Source organism: Polynucleobacter sp. AP-Sanab-80-C2, from assembly GCF_035012965.1.
In the GTDB taxonomy this organism is placed as follows: domain Bacteria; phylum Pseudomonadota; class Gammaproteobacteria; order Burkholderiales; family Burkholderiaceae; genus Polynucleobacter.
Genome location: NZ_JAYGQS010000002.1, coordinates 203,687 through 224,709, shown reverse-complemented (window position 1 = coordinate 224,709; position 21,023 = coordinate 203,687). Strand labels below are relative to the sequence as shown.

24 protein-coding genes are annotated in these 21,023 nt (G+C 44.6%); 12 read left to right on the top strand and 12 right to left on the bottom strand.

From position 1 onward, the window contains the following. The first annotated feature begins 78 nt into the window (after nucleotides 1-78). Genes flhB through VC178_RS04295 form a run of 8 tightly spaced genes read left to right on the top strand, consistent with a single transcriptional unit; the run spans nucleotide 79 to nucleotide 7,845 of the window. On the top strand, nucleotides 79-1,239 hold the full coding sequence (gene flhB, locus VC178_RS04330) for a flagellar biosynthesis protein FlhB (protein ID WP_215296772.1): 1,161 nt from the start codon (nucleotides 79-81) through the stop codon (nucleotides 1,237-1,239). Continuing rightward, nucleotides 1,236-3,314 carry a flagellar biosynthesis protein FlhA gene (flhA, locus tag VC178_RS04325; protein ID WP_088525998.1) on the top strand — a complete coding sequence of 693 codons (2,079 nt, stop codon included), beginning with the start codon at nucleotides 1,236-1,238 and terminating at the stop codon, nucleotides 3,312-3,314. Before flhB ends, flhA begins: the two co-directional genes overlap by 4 nt. Then, complete coding sequence (gene flhF, locus VC178_RS04320) at nucleotides 3,311-4,618, top strand: flagellar biosynthesis protein FlhF (RefSeq protein WP_323481705.1); 1,308 nt, start codon at nucleotides 3,311-3,313, stop codon at nucleotides 4,616-4,618. The genes flhA and flhF overlap by 4 nt, the downstream gene beginning before the upstream one ends. Continuing rightward, entirely contained in the window at nucleotides 4,611-5,147 is a 537-nt protein-coding gene (locus VC178_RS04315; protein WP_323481704.1) for a hypothetical protein, read from the top strand. Before flhF ends, VC178_RS04315 begins: the two co-directional genes overlap by 8 nt. Nucleotides 5,148-5,151: 4 nt before the next feature. Continuing rightward, nucleotides 5,152-5,886, top strand: a complete 735-nt coding sequence (locus tag VC178_RS04310) for an RNA polymerase sigma factor FliA (protein ID WP_088526001.1) — start codon at nucleotides 5,152-5,154, stop codon at nucleotides 5,884-5,886. Continuing rightward, nucleotides 5,868-6,608: a flagellar motor protein gene (locus VC178_RS04305; RefSeq protein WP_088526002.1), complete on the top strand. Its 741-nt coding sequence runs from the start codon at nucleotides 5,868-5,870 to the stop codon at nucleotides 6,606-6,608. The genes VC178_RS04310 and VC178_RS04305 overlap by 19 nt, the downstream gene beginning before the upstream one ends. Beyond that, the gene (motD, locus tag VC178_RS04300) at nucleotides 6,592-7,494 is read left to right on the top strand and encodes a flagellar motor protein MotD (RefSeq protein ID WP_323481821.1); all 903 of its coding nucleotides are present in this window, start codon (nucleotides 6,592-6,594) and stop codon (nucleotides 7,492-7,494) included. Before VC178_RS04305 ends, motD begins: the two co-directional genes overlap by 17 nt. A 60-nt stretch (nucleotides 7,495-7,554) precedes the next feature. After that, complete coding sequence (locus tag VC178_RS04295; protein WP_088526004.1) at nucleotides 7,555-7,845, top strand: hypothetical protein; 291 nt, start codon at nucleotides 7,555-7,557, stop codon at nucleotides 7,843-7,845. A 102-nt stretch (nucleotides 7,846-7,947) separates the two neighbouring features. On the opposite strand, the gene VC178_RS04290 is transcribed toward VC178_RS04295, so the two are convergent. The 3 genes from VC178_RS04290 to VC178_RS04280 all read right to left on the bottom strand — a co-directional run bounded on the left by VC178_RS04290 (nucleotide 7,948) and on the right by VC178_RS04280 (nucleotide 10,098). Continuing rightward, nucleotides 7,948-9,243 carry a type II toxin-antitoxin system HipA family toxin gene (locus tag VC178_RS04290; RefSeq protein WP_323481703.1) on the bottom strand — a complete coding sequence of 432 codons (1,296 nt, stop codon included), beginning with the start codon at nucleotides 9,241-9,243 and terminating at the stop codon, nucleotides 7,948-7,950. Beyond that, nucleotides 9,244-9,495, bottom strand: coding sequence for a helix-turn-helix transcriptional regulator (locus tag VC178_RS04285; RefSeq protein ID WP_323481702.1), 252 nt, complete (start codon nucleotides 9,493-9,495; stop codon nucleotides 9,244-9,246). Between the two features lie 276 nt (nucleotides 9,496-9,771). Next, on the bottom strand, nucleotides 9,772-10,098 hold the full coding sequence (locus VC178_RS04280; RefSeq protein WP_112294526.1) for a hypothetical protein: 327 nt from the start codon (nucleotides 10,096-10,098) through the stop codon (nucleotides 9,772-9,774). A gap of 107 nt (nucleotides 10,099-10,205) precedes the next feature. Here VC178_RS04280 and VC178_RS04275 point away from each other — a divergent pair, with 107 nt between their 5' ends. After that, nucleotides 10,206-10,565, top strand: a complete 360-nt coding sequence (locus VC178_RS04275; protein WP_323481701.1) for a hypothetical protein — start codon at nucleotides 10,206-10,208, stop codon at nucleotides 10,563-10,565. Nucleotides 10,566-10,597: 32 nt separating this feature from the next. Here VC178_RS04275 and flgJ read toward each other — a convergent pair whose 3' ends face one another. The 9 genes from flgJ to flgB form a co-directional block, all read right to left on the bottom strand. Then, complete coding sequence (gene flgJ, locus VC178_RS04270) at nucleotides 10,598-11,617, bottom strand: flagellar assembly peptidoglycan hydrolase FlgJ (protein ID WP_323481700.1); 1,020 nt, start codon at nucleotides 11,615-11,617, stop codon at nucleotides 10,598-10,600. Nucleotides 11,618-11,628: 11 nt separating this feature from the next. Continuing rightward, complete coding sequence (locus tag VC178_RS04265; protein ID WP_251372144.1) at nucleotides 11,629-12,705, bottom strand: flagellar basal body P-ring protein FlgI; 1,077 nt, start codon at nucleotides 12,703-12,705, stop codon at nucleotides 11,629-11,631. Between the two features lie 120 nt (nucleotides 12,706-12,825). Next, complete coding sequence (locus VC178_RS04260; RefSeq protein ID WP_323481699.1) at nucleotides 12,826-13,503, bottom strand: flagellar basal body L-ring protein FlgH; 678 nt, start codon at nucleotides 13,501-13,503, stop codon at nucleotides 12,826-12,828. Between the two features lie 5 nt (nucleotides 13,504-13,508). After that, on the bottom strand, nucleotides 13,509-14,297 hold the full coding sequence (gene flgG, locus VC178_RS04255; protein ID WP_112294522.1) for a flagellar basal-body rod protein FlgG: 789 nt from the start codon (nucleotides 14,295-14,297) through the stop codon (nucleotides 13,509-13,511). A 41-nt stretch (nucleotides 14,298-14,338) separates the two neighbouring features. Continuing rightward, nucleotides 14,339-15,079 carry a flagellar basal-body rod protein FlgF gene (gene flgF / locus VC178_RS04250; protein ID WP_088526012.1) on the bottom strand — a complete coding sequence of 247 codons (741 nt, stop codon included), beginning with the start codon at nucleotides 15,077-15,079 and terminating at the stop codon, nucleotides 14,339-14,341. A gap of 46 nt (nucleotides 15,080-15,125) precedes the next feature. Further along, the gene (locus VC178_RS04245) at nucleotides 15,126-16,706 is read right to left on the bottom strand and encodes a flagellar hook-basal body complex protein (protein ID WP_323481698.1); all 1,581 of its coding nucleotides are present in this window, start codon (nucleotides 16,704-16,706) and stop codon (nucleotides 15,126-15,128) included. A 53-nt stretch (nucleotides 16,707-16,759) separates the two neighbouring features. Next, on the bottom strand, nucleotides 16,760-17,488 hold the full coding sequence (locus VC178_RS04240) for a flagellar hook assembly protein FlgD (RefSeq protein WP_323481697.1): 729 nt from the start codon (nucleotides 17,486-17,488) through the stop codon (nucleotides 16,760-16,762). 12 nt (nucleotides 17,489-17,500) lie between these two features. Beyond that, nucleotides 17,501-17,911: a flagellar basal body rod protein FlgC gene (gene flgC, locus VC178_RS04235; protein ID WP_088526015.1), complete on the bottom strand. Its 411-nt coding sequence runs from the start codon at nucleotides 17,909-17,911 to the stop codon at nucleotides 17,501-17,503. A 27-nt stretch (nucleotides 17,912-17,938) separates the two neighbouring features. Further along, a complete protein-coding gene (flgB, locus tag VC178_RS04230; protein WP_088526016.1) occupies nucleotides 17,939-18,379 on the bottom strand; it encodes a flagellar basal body rod protein FlgB in 441 nt (146 codons plus the stop codon). Between the two features lie 216 nt (nucleotides 18,380-18,595). Between flgB and flgA the strand changes: the two genes are divergently transcribed. The 3 genes from flgA (at nucleotide 18,596) to VC178_RS04215 (ending at nucleotide 20,877) form a co-directional block, all read left to right on the top strand. Continuing rightward, nucleotides 18,596-19,462 (top strand): flagellar basal body P-ring formation chaperone FlgA, encoded by an 867-nt coding sequence (gene flgA, locus VC178_RS04225; protein WP_323481696.1) that lies wholly within the window; start codon nucleotides 18,596-18,598, stop codon nucleotides 19,460-19,462. 191 nt (nucleotides 19,463-19,653) lie between these two features. Next, the gene (gene flgM / locus VC178_RS04220; RefSeq protein WP_215320196.1) at nucleotides 19,654-19,959 is read left to right on the top strand and encodes a flagellar biosynthesis anti-sigma factor FlgM; all 306 of its coding nucleotides are present in this window, start codon (nucleotides 19,654-19,656) and stop codon (nucleotides 19,957-19,959) included. Between the two features lie 87 nt (nucleotides 19,960-20,046). Next, nucleotides 20,047-20,877, top strand: coding sequence for a hypothetical protein (locus VC178_RS04215; RefSeq protein WP_323481695.1), 831 nt, complete (start codon nucleotides 20,047-20,049; stop codon nucleotides 20,875-20,877). Nucleotides 20,878-21,023 lie beyond the last annotated feature (146 nt).

Genomic DNA, 21,023 nt, shown 5'->3' with positions numbered 1-21,023 from the left:
CCCTTTTCCAGCAATTCATTTACACCCCGCTCGCTGAAAATCATTTATCAGCAAATTAATCCTTTTTAAGGTGTAGCGGTGGCAGAAGAAAGCGATTTAGAAAAATCAGAACAGGCCTCGTCGACGCGACTAGAAAAAGCGTACGAAGAGGGTGACGTTCCTCGCTCAAGGGAATTGGCGACTTGCGTCTTGCTGTTTACTGCCGGACTATCTATCTGGGGCTTAGGCTCGCACCTAAATGCTTCCCTCAAAGATCTCTTAAGTAATGGCTTAACCTTTGATAGCAGACTAGCATTTAACACTGAAGCAGGTCTTGGACGCCTATCCGATCAAATCATCGACTTGTTAATTGCCTTTGCTCCACTAGGCTTTGCTTTAACCATTGCCGCTTTAGCAGCGCCAGTATTGGTGGGCGGCTGGAACTTCAGTACCAACTTATTAGTTCCTAACTTTGAAAGACTGGATCCCATCAAAGGTATGGGCAATCTCTTTTCTAAAAATTCTTTAGTAGAACTGTTTAAATCCATCGCCAAGGCAACGCTCATTGGCATAGTGGCCTATTACGTTATTGCTGCTGATTTTGCAGAGCTGATCACCCTCTCACTCATTCCAGTAGAGGTCGGTTTAGCAAAGACCGGTTTATTTCTGGTGCAGTCATTTATTTTTATTGTGGGTGCCTTGGTAGCCATTGCTTTGGTTGACGTGCCGTATCAGTTGTATAGCTACGCTGAAAAACACAAGATGAGCCGTCAAGAATTAAAACAAGAATCTAAAGAAGGTAACGGTAACCCCGAAATCAAAGCCAAGATTCGTCAACAACAAAGAGAGATGTCACGCCGCCGCATGATGTCTAATGTGCAAAAAGCAGATGTGATTATCACCAACCCTACGCACTACTCGGTTGCTATTCAATACAAAGAAGGTGATATGCGAGCACCAATGCTGTTAGCAAAGGGTACCGACACCTTAGCGCTACGCATTCGGGAGATTGCCAAAGAACATGAAATTTTGATCCTGGAATCACCTAAGCTTGCGCGTGCGATTTACGCTAATACGGAGCTTGATGCAGAAATTCCAGAATCTTTATACCTCGCGGTTGCTGAGATTTTGGCCTTTGTATTCCAGGTCAAGAACTTCAATGGTCGCAGCGGTGCGTACCCAACTCAACCGCACAACATTGTTGTGCCCGATGAATTAGATCCTTTATCTAGCAGTAAGCAACTTGAGCTTGCATCATGAACTTCACACAATTTTTAGACTCTCTTAAAAGCCTCAACAGCAAGACTGTTGCGGGTCCTATCATCATTGTGCTGTTGCTAGCCATGATGATTTTGCCGATACCGGCAATTGGCTTAGATCTTTTATTCACCTTCAACATTGCCTTGTCTATTTTGGTATTGATGATTGGACTGCAAACTTCCAAGCCTTTGGATTTTTTAGCCTTTCCAACAGTACTCTTAGTCACCACCATGTTGCGCCTCAGCTTGAACGTGGCCTCTACCCGCTTAGTATTAACAGAAGGTCATACCGGTCCCGCAGCGGCTGGTAAGGTAATCGAAGCATTTGGTCATTTCTTGATTGGTGGTAACTACGCTGTCGGTATCGTGGTCTTCATTATTTTGACCATCATTAACTTTACGGTGGTTACCAAAGGTGCTGGTCGTATTGCTGAAGTGGGTGCTCGTTTTACTTTAGATGCAATGCCAGGTAAGCAAATGGCGATTGATGCTGATCTCAATGCAGGCCTGATTGGACAAGACGAAGCTCGTAGCCGCCGCGCTGAAATTGGTCAAGAAGCAGAGTTTTATGGTGCTATGGATGGTGCCTCTAAATATGTGCGTGGTGATGCGATTGCGGGCATCCTCGTCATCGTCATTAATATTTTGGGCGGCCTGATTGTCGGCATGCTCCAGCATGATTTGAGCTTTAGTGATGCGGTAAAAAATTACACTCTGCTAGCCATTGGTGATGGCTTAGTCGCGCAAATTCCATCACTCATTATTTCTGTTGCTGCTGGTATCGTGGTATCGCGCGTAGCCAATAATCAAGATATTGGTACACAGTTGACCAAGCAACTCTTTACTAATCCCAAGGTTCTCAATATCACCGCCATCATTATTGGCGGCATGGGTCTCATTCCTGGCATGCCCAATTTGGCATTCCTATTGCTTGCAGCCACCCTTGGCGGTATTGCTTACTCATTGAAGAGTCAAACCAAAAAACTGCTGGAGTCAGAGACAAAAGCCAGCGAAGAAGTGGCGCAAGAGTCTATCGATGCGACTTGGGATGATGTCATGCCAGTTGATGCTTTGGGTCTTGAAGTCGGCTTTCGCTTAGTGCCGCTAGTCGATGCACGCCATGGTGGCGATTTAATTAAGCGGATCAAGGCCTTGCGTAAAAAGTTTGCTCAAGATGTGGGTTTCTTAACCCCGCCTGTGCATATTTGTGACAACCTAGATCTCAAGCCTTCCGCCTATGTAATCAAACTCAAGGGCGTTGAAATTGCTAAAGGCGAATCTCACTACGGTCAGTTCTTGGCGATCAACCCTGGCAATGTCACCGGTGAATTACCTGGTCCTGTCACTTCAGACCCTGCTTTCGATTTGCCAGCTACTTGGATTGATCACTCACTACGCGAAGAAGCACAAAGTAAAGGCTATACCGTTGTAGACGCCAGCACCGTAATTGCTACTCACCTAAATCATGTGGTGGGCATGCATGCTTCAGAGCTATTAGGTCATCAAGAGGTTCAACAATTAGTAACCTTACTCGGCAAAGAGTCGCCAAAATTGGTTGAAGACCTGATTCCAAAATTACTCACCATCTCAGTAGTGCAAAAAGTACTGCAAAACCTCTTAGCTGAAGGTGTCACCATCCGCGATATGCGCACCATTATGGAAACGCTGATTGAATACGCACCTCATACTCAAGATCCCGCTGATCTGACTGCCAAAGTCAGAGTGAAATTGGGTCGCGCGATTACGCAGCAACTCTTCCCCAATAGCAATGAGATGTCAGTGATTTCATTAGAGAACAATCTTGAGCGTTTATTGATGCAAGCAGTCACGGGTTCTGGTGACAATAGCTCGATTGAGCCTGGTATTGCCAAAACCCTTGCCAATGAGGCGAATGAAGCCGCCAAAGAGCAAGAGAGAAACGGACACTCTCCAGTATTGCTCGTTGCTTCACCCTTACGCGCTACCTTAGCCAAATTTTTGAAGAGAGTCACACCTAACTTACGTGTGCTGTCTCATGAAGAATTACCCGATTCTAAAACTATCCGTGTTGCCAACTTAATTGGAGGTTCAGTATGACCATGAAAAAATTTCTAGCCAAAACGACTCGTCAGGCTTTGATGCAAGTCAAAGAAGAGCTTGGTGAAGACGCTACCATTATTTCTAATCGTTCGATTAACGGCTGGACCGAAATTTTGGCACGCAGTGAATCGATCACCCTTCCAGGCTCCAAGCTACTCGACAGCGTCAGCAGTGCTAAGGAAAAGGCAGAAAAAGCCTTGCAAGCTAAAAAGGTACAAGAGACGGTCGATTTACTTAATGGTAGATCTACCTCAAAGGTGACCGCTACTCCTGTGGAGTTGACTCCTTCTCATATGGAAGTCATGGTACCTAAAGAGCAGCCTGTAGAGATCATCAACCATCCACAGATTCAAGGAATGCTCAAGGAGATGCGCGAGATGCGCAACCAGTTTCAGGCACAGTTAGAAACCCTCTCTAATAGCACCCTCGAGTTCAGCCCGAATAAGCGTGATTTGATGAGCCAGTTTTTATCTGCTGGCTTTAATTTAGATTTAGCTAAACGCGTCATTGGCAAATTACCGTCTGATTTTTCAGCTAAAGAAGCTAAACCTTGGGCAATGAACTTACTCGCCAAGAATATGCAAGTTCTAGAAAATGAAGCAGAGATCATGAATCAACATGGTATCTATGCTTTGCTTGGGCCTACTGGCGTTGGTAAGACTACGACGATCGCCAAAATTGCTTCACGCTTTGTCCTCAAACATGGCAACCAAGACATTGCCTTAGTGAGCACCGACACCTACCGTATTGGCGGCCATGAGCAATTACGCATTTATGGCAAGATTTTGGGTGTGGAAGTGTTTGCCGCTAAAGATGCTCAAGAATTACAACAAACTTTAGAGAAGTTGCAAGACAAAAAACTCGTTCTGATCGATATGGCCGGTTTGAGCCAAAAAGATAAGATGGTCAGCAGCCAACTCGATATGCTCTGCGAGGCATCACGCGATATCAAAAAAATCATTTGCTTAAATGCTAGCGGTACCTTAGATACCCTCAATAATGTTAGCAAGGCTTTTGCTGGCAGAGGTTTAGATGGTTGCATCATCACTAAGGCAGATGAAGCCATTGGTTTGGGAAGCGTAATCAATGTTATCTTGCAAAACAAGCTCAAAGTACTCTATCTCACTAATGGTCAGCGCGTTCCAGAAGACATTGCTCTGGTAGATAAAATCGCTTTGATTGAAGAAGCCTTCAAACAAGAAGACTCTAGCGATCACCTCTCGATTGTCAGACCAGAAGACTTGCCCGCTTTTTTCAGCAAATCTAGCGTCATGACATTAGGGCAAGCACAATATGCTTAATCCACGCGATCAAGCAGAGGGCCTCAGACGAATTTTGATGCCTACCAAGGCTTGTGCTATCAAAAGCTTGGGTGCGAAGCTAGCCCAAGGCAAAGGCTACCTATTGTCCGATTTGGTCAAGGAAATCGATAGGAGCAATATCCACTTTATCGATATGAGTCTGGATCATACCCAAGAGCTTCCCTTAGCCCTTTTGAACCAGCATCAAATCGTACTCAAGTTGGCGCAAAGCTCAGAGTCTATTAAGCGTGCCTTTGGGATCATCAAATTATTGGCGAAAAGCCCTGAAAACCGGGTCTTTGGGATCATCGTGAGCGCCCAAAATCCTGAGACTGCGAAGACCGTCTTTCGCAACCTCAAGCATGCCAGCCGGGCTTTTTCACAGATTCAACTGGAAATCATGGGTTTTAGTACACTAAGCAACAGTTGGGTAAGCCCAGTCGTCATGGACTCATCCCCTGTAGTGACACGCATGATTACTAGAGACCCTATTTTTACTACCCAATTTGGTATAGCCCCTACTCAATAAGATCATGTACAAGGCCGACGGAAAAACAGACCAGAAAGAAACTCTGGTCCATCAATACGCCGACCTGGTCAAGAAGATGGCTTATCAGATCAAGGCCAAATTACCGGCTAGTGTGGAAGCAGATGATTTGATCCAAGCGGGCATGATGGGTCTATTAGATGCCGCCGGTAAGTACCAAGATAATCAAGGTGCCCAGTTCAAGACCTATGCGACCCAGCGCATTCATGGGGCGATCATGGATGAACTGCGTAATGCGGACTGGTTGCCTCGCAATGTTCGTAAACAAATGCGCGATGTTGAAAAAGCGATTGCTAGCTTGCAACAAAGCCTTGGCAGAGCTCCTTCAGAAAGCGAAGTTGCCAAAAAGCTCAAGCTTGATATTGCCGATTACTTTCAGATGCTGACTGACTGTAGTGGCCATCAACTCATTTATTTTGAAGATGTCCATAAGGGCGAAGAAGAAGATCACTTCTTAGATCGCTTTATTCAGAATAATAAAAGTGATGTCATTAATGGCTTACTGTCCAAAGACTTTAAAGAAGCCCTGAAGCAGTCGATTGACGCCTTGCCAGAACGAGAAAAAATGTTAATGGGCTTGTATTACGAACAAGAACTCAACTTAAAAGAAATTGGCGCTGTCATGAGCGTCACTGAATCCCGTGTTTCCCAAATGCATAGCCAAGCAGTCGCTCGGATACGCGCAACCTTAAAAGAGAAATTATGGACTGGGCCAGCCTAGGCGGTATTGCACTTGCACTCATTGGTATTTTGATTGGTCAATCGATTGATGGCGGCAGAATTGGATCACTACTCCAGCCTTCAGCCTTTTTTATTGTGACCTTTGGCACTTTTGGTGCGGTTTTACTGCAAAGTCGCCCCGTTAATTTTCGTAGCGGCATTGCCAAACTCAAATATGTCTTTGTAGAGCCCATTGATCAGCGCACTGCTTTGGCAATGGAAATTTCTCACTGGAGTATGGTGGTTAGAAAAGAAGGTGTCTTAAAGTTAGAAAACTTCATGGTTGAGACGCCCGATCCTTTTGTGAAAAAGATTCTCCGTTTAGCCATTGATGGCGCCCCACCGCAAACCATTAAAGAAATTGGCGCCAATGATATTTATCAATATGAACTACATGAGCGTAATGCGATCAAGATTTGGGATTCTGCGGGTGGCTATGCTCCCACGATTGGTATTTTGGCAGCAGTGATGGGCTTGATCCATGTGATGGAAAACCTATCTGATCCGACATTGCTGGGTAGCGGCATTGCAATCGCCTTCGTATCAACGATTTACGGTGTGGGCTTAGCTAACCTGGTGTTCATTCCGATTGCCAATAAACTCAAAACCCTATTACAACTTGAGGTCTCAAAATACGAGATGTTAGTTGAGTCTTTAGCATCGATTGCTTATGGCGAACATACCAAGGTGATAGAGGACCGTTTGTCTGGATACCTCCTTTAAAAATCCTCCCTTAAAGCGACGTAAACGCCCAGAAGATCACGAACACCATGATCGCTGGTTGGTATCCTACGCCGATTTCATCACCCTGCTCTTTGCCTTTTTTGTGGTGATGTACGCTAGCTCAAGCATTAATGAGAAAAAGTATGATGCCTTGTCCAATTCCCTGATATCGGCTTTTGCGCCAGTACAAACGACTGAGGGTGATAGCAAAATCAATGCCAAAATAAAGCCTAGTGGAGAGATCGCAGGGACTCAAACTGAATCAAGCCCTATCTTGATTGACCCCCTGGGTCTCATTAGACTCAAACGTGACATGGCTTTTATCAAGCGGGAGAAGATGAATCGGGTTGAAAAAGACCTGACTACGGCTTTAAAACCGCTGATTGAAGATGGCAAGATTGGCGTCATGCAAACCTCTAAAGGCGTGCGCATTGACATCATTGATAGCTATTTATTTAGCCCTGGATCAGCCAGTGTCACTAGCCCTGCGGCGCTCAATACGCTAGCGCAAATTGCCCCTATTCTAGCCAAAAGTGATCAAGCGATTGATATTGAAGGTCACACTGATAACCAACCCATCAATACCAAAGCCTTCAACTCCAACTGGGAGCTCTCCGCTATCAGGGCAACTACCGTTCTCAATATCTTGAATCAAAAAGGCATTAGTGAGGCACGCTTGAGTGCAACCGGATTTGGCTCATCCAGACCGATAGAGTCCAATGACACTGCGGCGGGTAAAGCAAAAAATAGAAGGGTCTCTATTTTGTTATTAAGTGATTCTGGTCAACAACCAGGCTCAGATATTACTCCTGCTAAGTTAGCCCAACCATTAGCCCAACCAGCGATACTGCCTCAGACTCAGCCCATGGAAACCAAGAGTCAATAAAATAGTGATATAAGAATCATCTGTAACTGCAGAAACACACTGACGCTATAATCTCACCCTATGTCATTCCTCGATCTACTCGGCCCCCTCCTCTTTGTCATTTTGATCATCATGGTGATCGGTATTGCTGCTTTTGTGGTCAAGCTGAGTGATGCGATTGATAAGCAAGAAAAAGTAATCAAAACTATATTTAGAATTATTGAGGAAAATCAGGCTGAAGCTCGAAATGCCATTGATGCCTTTGAATCAACCCGTGAAAAAGTGGTCAGTGTCAGCACCCGCGTAGAAAGTGTCGAGTTTGAATTAAAGGGTATGCGGGACAAAATGAAAGAAATGGCGATTAAAAAATAAAACTGAGCTATAAGTTCTTCGCCTTTCTAATTGATCGGCGACTAGCTTAATCAAGAGAAAATTGCTCACTTCAAAAATTGATCTCCGCCAGTCATTATGTATTTACTCGCTGATAGCAAAGCGCTTGATTGTTGTTTTACAGCGCTCCTCAATCAATGAAGTAATTTGACCAAGAATTTGGTGATCCAAGTCATTGGCTTTGAATTGAGTGTGAAGACTCTGCGCAAGTCCTGGCAATACATCAGCGATCTCAAGTACTCTCCTCTTTAATTGAGGTGCACCTAACTGGGCTGATTCGGCCATCTGTACCCAATGGCGTGCATGCAATTCATCGAAGCGGTATTTGCTGCCAATCTTCATGGCCATACTATCGGTAAGGCCTGGATAGACCGCTGTTGATAACACGTCATAGAGTGGCGCTAATTGAATTCCATTTCGACCATATAGTAATGAAAAGTTCTTTGCGTGGGCATCGTTGTTACCAACCAAGCAATTAAAGATGATGTAGTCCAGTAGCCTCAAAAGATTAGGGGCACTCGGTGTGGTGACCTTACGTACCAATGCAAATCCATCGACAATAGATGGCCCACCCTCATTTTGGTATTTAAACTCTGGACCCACACTCAATGCCTGACAAAAATCTTCTTGGTGCAATCTTGTTAATAGTCCATTGCTGTCACAAAAACGGTCATATCGTTCTACCAACAAATACGTTTTACCTTTTGTGCAGCCAATCTGAGCGGTAGCTGCACTTAGCTTTAGCTCCTTAGCCAAGGCAAGGCAAAAGGCTTCGTTATAAACACTTCCATCCACATCCGATATCTCTGGCTTAAGTATGTACGAGCTGGGAATATTATTTTTTGGTAGGCCAATTTCAAAATAATTACCTCGAGCAACCTCACTCTGCACCTCTCTAACAACTACCGGTAACTTCTCTTGGGCTCCTGCAAGAGAAAGTCTTAATCCGGACTCTCCAGCAAGCAATGGTCGCTTCGGCAGCTTCTCTAGGACTCCAAGTAATTGATCTTCCTTAAGCCACTCTATCGATTCACTTGCATGCGCTTCTAGAGGAGGTATTTGACCAGGCTCCAATAAAATCAATGCACCTGCACACTCACCCCCAATACCATCCAATAATGCAAAATCATTTTTACTGGATACTTTTAAGATGCTGGCTACTGCAGCACGCTTCTCACCCTCTGGCAATAAGCCAGCAAAAAAAGGTTTTGTAATCTTGTCGCCAAATGATTCGGGAATTAAAGGCAAAGAGTGCGAAAGAGGCTTAGCATTTTTTGATTCTAGCCATTGAGGTAAATATCGAAAAGACAGATAACCCTCGTCTTGAGTTAGCACACCAACGCACTCACCAAAAAACCAGACGTTTAGTTCTCGAACCATTTAGCGCGCACCCTCTTGCTTGTTTACAATAAATGGGTCCATGCCCTCTACGCTTAATACACCACCCAAGGCTTGCAACACCCTGAGAATATTTTCCAATCTAAGCGTGGGTTTACCCGCCTCCAGTTCAACGATGAACCTTACCCCCACGTTAGCGGCGAGCGCCAATTGTGGTTGAGTCAATTTCAAACGCCTACGAGTTTCACGGATCAGACTACCTAAATCTGTTGAATTTTGAATGGATATGCTCATAAATATTTCCTGTTCGGGAAATTTTAATCAAATATGCCTATTTTTTCAACATAATTTCCTGATCGGGAAATTTATAGATTATTTGCTCAAATTATAGGCATATATTCCCGATCGGGAAATATTACTGTATATCACCACTAACTAATAGTGAATAACCCACCAGTTTAATAATGGCTATCAAGATGCAGTTCGTTGAGAGTCTAGCCCTCAATCTTGCGTCTCATGAAGAGGTCATTTCCAGTCTCATCCTGAATAACTGCAATGAGCCTGTTCACATCACCAAAATTTGATAGGCAATAAGTAGCCGTCAATTTCTCTGCTGAGGGCTTGTTTTGATGAATCCGTAGTAATTTTTTCTTTGACCAAATGAATCAACATATCAATCACGAGTGCTCTCACCTCATCTGGGTGCCAAACATTCATACGATCTGTGAATGAGGATAAAAAATTCTTGCCATTCAGACCCCGTAATCCAGGGTGTAAATTTTCTGAGACTTCAATAGTCGTTGCCAGGGATTGCATGGCATTACGGTTACCAGAAAACTGGGTGTTAAAGGTTCTGCATAATCTTTCAATGAGCTCGGATTCGGTTAAAGCAGCCATACAGGGTCCAGTTTTAATAGTTTTGAATACATTACATCTGAATAGTCATGGCATTATGACATCTTCTAAAATGAAGCGGTATCTCAGGACTTTATAGCCCAAATCCCATGAAAACCAGTGCCTCCAAAATCAGGGTAGCCGACAAACGAGCTGCCCGCCTCTTATGCCAGGCTTTTAATGATGCGATGCGCAGTGGGGCTGAATACAAGGCTGCTTTGGTAAAGATGATGGATGGTCAAAAATCGCTGATTCCGGAGCTCAGGTCCCTGGACTCCAAAAGCGTCTTGGCAGCCTCGAATCTGCAAGTCAATGTCATGTTTCCGAATGAGTTTCGTAAAAATGCCATCCAAATGATTACCTTTCTTTTGTATAAGCATATCAACCCCAATCTCGGTGGCGCAGACCGTTTTATATTGGAAGCGTTTATTGATGAGCAGTTGCTGCCACTCAAAGAGTGGCTGCAATAAAGTCACTAAAGCGACTTATTCAGAAGCATTCCCTAAGAGGGATTGCCTACCCGCTTGATCACGCTAGCCAACTTCTTAGCGTAATCAGGATCAGTTGCATACCCTGCTTTGGCCATTGCATCGGCATAACTGTTGATGTTACTCAGATTGTTTAAGACATTCTGGTAACGCGGGTTACTCGAAATCAGGTTCGCGAAATCTTTAAATGAGTCTGCATAAGAGTCGTAGGCTCTAAATTTTTCAACTCTGGTCTGCTTCTCACCATTGATAAATTCAGTCGTGACTGCAGAAACAGTCTTACCCGTCCAATTCCCGCTGGCCTTAATACCAAATAGATTATTACTGGGGGTACCATCAGCGCCTTTGATTTCTTTTTTACCCCAACCCGTTTCTAGTGCAGCTTGACCCAACATAAACTGTGCTGGTAGTCCGGTAGCATTACTGGCTTGCTGCGCATAACTAGACATTTTGTTCGTAAATGAGCTAACGGTTTCTTTAACAGCATTGCCCACTGAAGAAGCCATTGCGTCACCTGCATCTTCGAGCGAACTAAAGAGTTTGGAGACCTTATCCATAAATGAGGGAGTGGGCTTAGTGCTGCCATACATGGATGCTACCGAGGTATAGGCAGATACCTTAGAACTGATATTGGTATCAAATCGATTTAGACCTAGTGCTTTTGAGCTAATGGGTTCATCCCCTGGCTTGATCGCATCGGTTTGTATACCTGCGGCTTTACTGAGCTGTTTAACCAAGACGTCGGCTAAGCCAATGCCTTTGCCTGACGAGAGTTTTTGGCTCAACTGTTGGTCGAACATGGAGGTGTAGAGTTTATTTTGCTCAGTATTAAAGACACCATCCTGTGGACTAGCCTCTCGCATACTTTTGAGCATCATATTGATAAAGATCGCCTCAAATTGCTTTGCGACTCCCTTTATAGCTTCAGGAGAATTTTCTTTAGCAGATTTTTTGAGACTAGATAGGCTATTAGTATCCAATGCCAGTTGATTGCTGACATCAGACGCTGAAATAGAGTTACTAGGCAATGCCATGGTGGTGTTGCTTAAATAATCTCAAGCTCAGCACGTAGCGAACCAGCTGCTTTGATGGCCTGCAAGATGGCGACCAAGTCTTGTGGTGTGGCACCAACGGCATTGAGCCCACGAACTACATCAGATAAGGATGCACCACCAGCTAACTGAATCACATTACCTGGGTCTTGGTTCAAGCTCACTTGAGATACCTTCGCCTCAACCGTATTGCCCGTATTCGAGAATGCGCTTGGCTGGCTGATTACTGGTGTTGTACTGATCACCACAGTCAAGTTACCGTGCGCTACTGCGCAGTTCTCTAGCTCAACCGTTTGATTAAGCACAATTGAACCAGTACGCGCATTGAGAATAACCTTCGCCTCACCCTTGGCAGGAATGACGTCGATACTTTCTAAGGCAGCTAAGAATTGCACTCGATTACCGTTCTCGACAGTATTCGGATCAATCTGAATCACTCTAGAGTCTTGGGCAAAAGCAATGGGCTTGCCAAAACGCTTATTAATGGCCGCAGTCACAATGCTGGCAGTAGAAAAGTCTGAGCTTCTTAACTCAAGACTGACCATTTCCATGCCCAACAAATTACTCGGAATGGTTCTTTCAACGGTTGCTCCTGCTGAAATACGGCCGGCATTGAGTTGGTTAATCGTTGCAGAGCTGCCGTTAGCAGATGCGCTTGCGCCCCCAATCACCACGTTGCCCTGAGACATTGCATAGACCTGTCCGTCAGCACCCTTTAAAGGGGTCAATAAAAGTGTGCCACCTCGCAGTGTTTTGGCATTACCCATAGCGGAAACAGTCACGTCTAAGTTCTGACCAATTTGCGCAAATGGCGGCAAGTTGGCAGTCACAATGACTGCAGCAACGTTCTTTAACTGAATTTGTGAATAGGTACCTGGCGGCAGTGTGACACCTAAGGACTGCAACATATTCAAAGTACTTTGGAGCGTGAATGGGGTTTGGGTAGTTTGGTCACCTGTACCATCTAAGCCCACCACCAAACCATAACCAATTAATTGGTTACTACGAACGCCTTGAATATTAGCCAAATCTTTGATGCGCTCTGCTTGCGCTGCAGGAATAATCACCATGCTTGCCAAAACACCAGCGCAGACCACTAAGAACGCCGCTAGGCTTTTTTGCCATTGTGGAGTTTTATCTGCTCTAAATAATGAAAAACGGTGGGTTCTGGTTGGTAATAACATAAGTAATTAGAAAGGCATCATAGTTTTGAAAAAACGGGTGATCGAACTCGCCATGTAAGAACTATCCATGGTGTTATTAGTACGATATTCGATACGAGCATCAGCGACTGTATTGGAATCAACCGTATTGTTGACAGTGATCATCTTTGGATTTACGGTTCCTGAGAAGCGAATAAACTGCGCTCCCTCGTCAAAGCCGATTTGCTTTTCACCCGCGACAGTTAAGTAACCACTAGGTGATACTTCAAGCACCGTTGCTGCAATACTTCCGGTAAAGGTATTGTCTTGCTGGCCACCACCCTTGTTCTCATTGGAGAGGCCGTTAGCCCAGCTCCAAGTTGGGCTAATCGTATTGCCAAACTGGTCTTTTGCAGTGGCAGTAGATGAGGCAGTCTTAGATGACAAGTTATCTAAAGTTGTTTTACTTTGAGTACTCTCGGCAACGACAATCGTGACAATATCGCCTACAGTACGCGCACGATTACCCTCAAAAATGGGTCTGTAGCTTGCGGTACTAAAAATTGTTCCAGGAGCATTCTGGGTATTAAATTGTCGTGTAGTACCGGGACCAGGGTTTTGGGTAATGGTTGAAGGCGTCACGGCACAAGCGCCTAAGATGGATAGTGCCGAGACAGCGCTAACAAGCTTGATAGCGGAGTTGCAAGAATTAAACATTAAACGCATTTGGATTAGCCGCCTAATTGAGCTAAGCGTTGCAACATCTGATCTGATGTTGTAATCGCTTTACTGTTGATTTCATATGCGCGTTGAGTTTGGATCATATTGACCATTTCTTCAACGACATTCACGTTTGAAGTTTCCACAAAACCCTGTACTAAAACACCCGTACCATTAGCTCCAGGATTCGATGGGTTTGGCGTACCAGACGCTGCAGTTTCGGCGTAGAGGTTCTCACCCTTAGCGCTCAAACCTGCTGGATTAATAAAGGTTGCCAACTGGATTTGGCCAATTTGCGTTTGCGCAACAGTATTTGGCAAGGTGACGGAAACGACACCATCGGCTGCAACCGTAACGGTTTGAGCATTTGCTGGAATCGTAATCGGCGGCTGAATGGTGTAGCCACTAGAAGTCACTAACTGACCAGTGCTATTAATCTGAAAACTACCATCGCGAGTATATTGGGTTGTGCCATCTGGCATCAAGACTTGGTAAAAGCCGCTACCATTAATCGCGATATCGGTATTGTTACTGGTTTGCTGTAGGTTACCTTGGGTAAAGATGCGCTCAGTTGCAACAGGCTTTACACCAGTACCAATTTGCATACCAGAAGGGAGTTGGGTTTGTTGTGATGACTGCGCACCAGGCTGACGTAGAGTCTGATAGAGCAAATCCTCAAACACCGCACGTGATTTTTTAAAGCCAGAAGTACTCACGTTCGCCAAGTTATTGGAGATTACGTCCATTTGAGTTTGTTGTGCTTCTAGGCCAGTTTTTGAAATCCAGAGCGAGCGTATCATCTTATTTCCTTTAATTTAGGTGCATCTTGACACATAAAGTCTTAACTTAAATTGAAGAGCTGAGCGGCATGTTGGTCGCTATTCTCAGCATTCTTCATGAGTTGCATTTGAATATCAAAGCTACGCGCCAACGAAATCATATTGACCATGCTATGAATCACACTCACGTTGCTGTCTTCTAATGCGCCATTCACTACCTTGACCGTAGGATCAGCTACAAAACCAGCACCACTAGCAGATTTAAATAATCCATCGTCACCGCGAACTAAGCTTTTTTCATCAGGATTAGAGAGCTTGATAACATCAATCGGTGTAGAAGGACCACCACTCACAGCAGGATCCACGCTGGAGATCGTGCCATCGGCACCAATCGAGATATTGACGTTCGGAGGAATCGTAATCGGACCACCACCACCAAGAACATTGCGGCCACCAGCGGTTTGCAAAATACCATTCTCACTAATTTTGAATGAGCCATTACGGGTCAAACCTTCTGTACCATCAGGGCGTTGCACACTAAACCAACCCTTACCTTCGATTGCCACGTCCAGAGTACGCCCTGTTTGTTTAATAGCACCTGGAGAAAAATCCGTGCCGCCTGAAGCATTGACTACAAAAGAGCGTGTGTCTAAGCTGCCCCCTTGAATCGGTACAGATAGAAAAGAATCAATCTGCGCCTTAAAGCCAGTAGTCGATACGTTAGCCAAATTATTGGAGTTCGTCGCCTGCTGGTCCAAGATATGTTGGGCTCCAGTCATTGCGGTATAAATTACACGATCCATGGTTTCTCCTTAGCTTTCTCTGGCATTCAAAGTATTAATAGCCGCCTTAGCCATTCATCCCGATGAGGGTTTGATAGATTTGGTTTTCAATTTTGACCACCTGAGCACTAGCTTGATAAGCCTGCTGAGCTGCCAACAAAGCCACCATATCTTGCGTTTGATTCACGTTCGAGCCTTCTAATGCAGAACCCTGAATCTTGCTACCGACCAGTTGCACGCTACCTAACAAGGGCGCACCTGATTTAGAGGTCTCTACCCAGGTATCGTTACCCACTGCCTTCAAACCGGTATAGCTTGGGATGCTTGCCACACCAATTTGCGCGAGTTCACTAGTAAGGCCATCGCTATAAGTACCAATGATGATGCCCGTTTCGTTAATCGCCATCGTATTTAAATGTGCAATAGCGGTACCGGGAGTTTTAGTCGCCACCATCGGAATAGAACCCGTCAAGAAACCAGATGCAGTCACATTAATCGCAGGCTGTTCACCAAATCCAGTAAAAGTCGCTTGGACCCAGCTGGTATATGCTTGCTGAGCTGGTGTGATGTTTTGACCTAAGTACGTTGTTGGAATATTGGCTGGTATTGCAGCTAAGGTGTTGTAGTTACTCAACACTCCACCAAACATACCCGTCATGACTGGTGCTGTATTGGCAACGATTGGAGTATTTCCATTCGAAGCGCTGATAGACAGCTGTGTATTTAACGTGTTATTGCTATTAGTAAACGCTAATGCGCCATTGCTTGCTTGCGCACTCGTTGTTTGTACACCAGCCAATGTGCCATTGAGAACACCATTAGTCACGCTCACACTATTTTTCACAGTGCCATCAGCTAAACCAGTAAATGCTGCTGCCACATTCGCTGACGTTGCACCTGATGCACCAGCGGTAAAGGTCAGTCCAGCAACGGTAACGCTTTCGTTAGCAGCCAGATTATTAAAACTCACTGTATTGTTTGCAGGAGTAAATAATGGGTAATTGTTTGTACTTGAATTACTAAAGCGCACTGCAATCGTTGCCGGTGTATCGCCTGCTTGCAGACCACTAAATAAAGAGGCTACTTGTGCTGCAGTTAATACTTTGCCATCGGTATTGGTATAGCTTAAGCCGCCAAAAGTAACAGTGCCATAAGGTGATAGCGGTGAATTGAAGCCAACCGCATCTACTTGATTAGTGTTAGCAGAACCAGGGCGAATATCATTTGGTGCTACTGGTAACTCAATAGGTGCACCTGCAATATCGAGTACCTGAAAGCCAGAACCATTCACCAAGAAACCTTCGACGTTCTGAGTAAATTGACCATTGCGGGTATAGACTGTTTGACCTAAAACCGGGTCTTGTAATGCAAACATACCTTGACCATTAATGGCCGCATTGAGTGGTACGGTTGTTGTATTAATCGGACCTTGGGTAAACGATTGCATCACATTTGATGCCAGTACCCCACCCCCAGTTTGTACTGGTGATCCAGAATTAGCGGCATTAAGGTGACGTGCTAATACATTGGTGAAGTCAACACTCGAAGCTTTAAAGCCGACCGTTGCACTGTTGGCAATGTTATTGCCCAACACACTCAAATGTTCTGAGGCTGCATTTAAACCGCTCAATCCTTCGACAAATGACATATGAATCCTTTAATGATTAACAGTGTTTTGGTTATTAGTGTTTAACTGACAAATTAGCGAATCTGCGCCACATTTGAAATATTGGTGGTTGTGTTGTTATCCAACATGATCTGTGCGCTGGTGTTCGCCGTAGGATTGAGAATGCCAGTGACATTAGCCGTTGCTAAGCCAGTTGGATTCACATTCTTACCAGCTACGTTAGCTGCTAGTTGAAATCTATATGGGCCATCTGGTAACTGATTGCCATTGATATCTTTACCATCCCAAGCTAAAGGCACTGTACCGGCAGGTTGTGGGCCCAATGTCATCACATCGACTGACTGACCTGCGCCGTTCAAAATATTGACCTTCAAGGAAGATGCGGGAGAATCTAGTTGTACGCCAAAAGTCGCCTGTCCTTTTGTGAGGTTTAATGTATTACCTGGAACCAGCACACTTTTACCAACCAGGCCTGAAGCCTGAAATGCCTGACTCGATTGCATTTGCGACAAGAGAGAGTTCATGGAGCTATTAAGCTTATTGACGCCTTCTACTGTAGAGATCTGAGCCATTTGACTGGTCATCTCCGCACTCTTCATTGGATCAGTAGGATCTTGATATTTCATTTGCGCAACCAACAAGGTCATAAACTGATCTTGGATCTGCGCTGCAGAACTAGCAGATGCGTTCAAGGCTGCAGTAGCACTACCGCCGATGGATTTGGTATTGATGCCATTACTTGCGCTATTACTTGCGCTATTGCTTGCACTGTTACTGACTGTATTATTTTGAATCGCACTCATCTTTAGTCCCTATTAGTTTTGACCAATGGTTAATGTTCTTTGCAACATTGTTTTTGCAGCGTTCATGGTTTCAACGTTGTTTTGATAAGAGCGTGATGTCGAAATCATGTTCACCATCTCTTGAGTTGCATTCACGTTTGGCATCGCCACAAAGCCATCTTTATCTGCTAATGGATTTGCTGGATCGTGCACCATACGTGGTGGTAACTGATCTTCAATTACCTTGTTGACTTTGACGCCTTGATGACCAGAGCTACCTACTGGTGTTGCTTCAAAAACAACTTGCTTGGCTTTGTAAGGTTGACCGTTTGAGCTAGTAGCACTATCTACGTTCGCTAAGTTACTGGCAACCGTATTTAAGCGCTGCGACTGTGCGCTCATCGCTGAACTAGAAATATTAAAAACGTTTTGTAAGGAGGCCATTTGAATTTACCGTTCTATCGAAAAGAATTAGGAAGTAGGACTGAGTGCTGCAGTCATGTCTTTAATCTGAGCATTGAGCATCGTGATATTGGCTTCGTAATGAATCGCGTTATCGACGAAGGCTGTTCTTTCCACCTCACCATCAACCGAGTTACCGTCAACGCTGCCCTGAATCAAGGGGCGATAGAGTAAGTCAGCTTCATTAACGCCGCCAGTACCCCCGGGAATATGTTTGCCATGAGTAGTCGCGAGCGACATATTGCCGTTAGAGCTCACCGCCGCATTATTAGCAGCACTAGCCACATTGGCTTCTAGGGCTTTTTTGAGTGAGGCGGCAAAGTCGATGTCCCGTGCTTTATAGTTCGGGGTATCCGCGTTGGCGATATTGGCCGCTAAAATTTCTTGGCGTTGGGCCCTCACCCGCAGGGCGGTTGCATTAAAATCAAATAGCGCGTCTAATTTATCCATTTATTTCTCCAATTTCCCTAAAGAAATCCTCAAGTCAGCCGTAATAGGTTCTGTATCACTACAAATACCTATTTATGGCATTTTCACTAATGTAATTTGCCCACCCCTTCCTTGATTTGCCAATAAAAGGGGTAATAGTTCGGCTAATTGAGGCATTGACTGGCCCCCAAAATCCTAAAATCATGTTTTCGCCATCCTTTTGGACTGGAATTAAGCATGCATTCCTCATACGAAACGCCCTTAGAATTCAAGAAAAGTACTGAAAAGCCCCTTTTCGGGTCTTTTTTGCATGTTTTTGAGACCTTAATCATTGGCATGATTGCCAGCGTGTTGCTCTCATTTATGGTGCTCTACCCCAAAATCAGCTGGGCACAGGTACAAAATCAAGCACCAGCCCAAGGACAGAACCCAGGATCTAACTCAGCCACTAACGCTGGTAATCCACCTGCTTTCCAGAATCTGCGCATCATTAATCAAAAAGTGAAAGACTTTTTGACCACCCAAAGTGCCGGCTCCCCTGGCAAACCAGAAATTACCGTTACTCCGATGGAAGAAGGCACGCAATTAACCTATTGCCCTTCTCCAGAAGCCTTTTTTCCCCCAAATAGCGCTGCTTGGGGCAGAACAACAGTGGGCGTGCGCTGCGGCCAACCTAAACCTTGGACCGTGTATGTCCAAGCGAATGTGAGCATCATTGCCAACTATGTTGTCGCCGGAGCCCCAATTGGACAGGGTCAAACCATCTCCGCCAATGAATTACAACTCCAAAAAGGCGATCTAACCATCCTGCCAGCTGGCATTTTTACGGAATTTAACCGTGTTATTGGTCAAACCGCCAGAATGTCCCTAGTAGCAGGCACAGTCCTCAAAAAAGAAATGCTCAAAATGCCCCTGATTGTGCAAAAAGGGCAATCTGTGAGGGTTTCTAGTGGCGGCAAGGGATTTTCGATTAGCACCGACGGTCAGGCTCTAAATGAAGCCTCAGAAGGTGAACTAGTCAAAGTCAAGGTCAGTAATGGCAGTGTTGTGACCGGAATTGCCAAAGAAAATGGCGTAGTTGAGGTAGGCGGCCAAAGCAAGTAGGCTAACCAATAATTTATATTCTTCTAACGCGCCAAGGAAAGCCGGATTTAGCTAAAGTTAGGCTAGATAAAGCCGTTAGAGAAGATGTAGAAGTAGTTCAGGTGATGTGGCAGTAAGTTGTATAGTGTTTTGATAGTTTGACTCAAAAAACTGAGAAACGAGCAGTACCTAAATTAGGCTAAAGTGTTCCCATGAAAATTAATGATTCTTTGAAGACCGCGCTGAACACCGTAGTGGAAAAACCCGCTGCGAGCGAGAGCAACCCTACTTCAACGATTGGGCCTAGTGCTAATTCAGTAAAGCCACCTGCTGCTGATATCACTACACTTTCTAGTCAGTTGCAAGCATTACAAGCGACTATTGCTAATAGTCCAGTGTTTGATTCTAAAAAAGTCGATATGATCCGCAGTGAAATTGAAAGCGGTCAGTTCACAGTTGATTCTGGCAAAGTAGCCGATGGCATGATTAACGATGCCGTTGCTTTGCTCAAAAAATAATTGACTCTGTTGCGTAATGACGCAACAAACCTAACTACAGTAAGCAAAGCAACAACACACAGAACCTAGGCAAGATCAAAGATCATTATGAGCATTGCCAAAACTACCTTAGTTGATACTTTTACAAACTATGTAAAAGATTTTCAGACAAAAATTAATTCGATTAATACGCAGTTAAAGAATGGCAAAGCCACGCTAACAACTGCGCAGCAAGACGAAGTTACCAAACTTTCTACAGCGGCAAAAAGTTATGCAACACCGCAAGACAGTATTGCGAATGCGCAGAAGACGATTGGGGTTGCGCAAACTGCAATTACTTCCATCTTAAAACTGATGCCGCAGATGCAACAGCTGGCAGCTCAAGCTAGCAATCCCACCCTAGGTTTTTCTGACAGTATTAACCTCAATTTTAGATTTCAACAACTCGTCACTGAGATTGGTAAGCTAGCTACTAAAGCAGGCTTAAATGGCACCAACCTACTCTCCGGCACTGCTGGTATGAATGTCATCATTGGTACTGATAAAACACCTGCCTCAAGATCATTCATTAATAGCGTCAATATCTACGGCATGATGACTACCGGCCTGATGAGTAATATCAAGCTCGATACACCGCAAAACGCTGAAGCAGCAATGAATGCTCTCAATAGCGCTCTAGCCCAGATCAACAATGGTCAAGCCTTGCTCAAGATGACTTCGACACGTCTCGCAGCCCAGGCTGATAAACTTACAGGTCAAGCAAAGACTGCGCAAGATTCGGTCAATGCAATACAGAATATTGACCCAGTCAAGCTTAAAGCCCAGCTGGCTGAATTACAAAGTAAGCAAAACGTTGATTACCAATTGATTAGTCAGCTAGACCCAATCGCATACAAGAAGCTAATCGTTGCCAATGCCAAGGCAAACGCAAACATTTAAGCCCTCCATCTAAAGATGGATAGTTGCCAATATCGATGTGGCAACACAGAATTAAATCCAAAAAAATACTTAAGTTTTACCAACCCACTCCGTTAAAGAATATATAGAACGAAGGCTTCTTCGGAAGTTTTCAAATAGCTAATGTA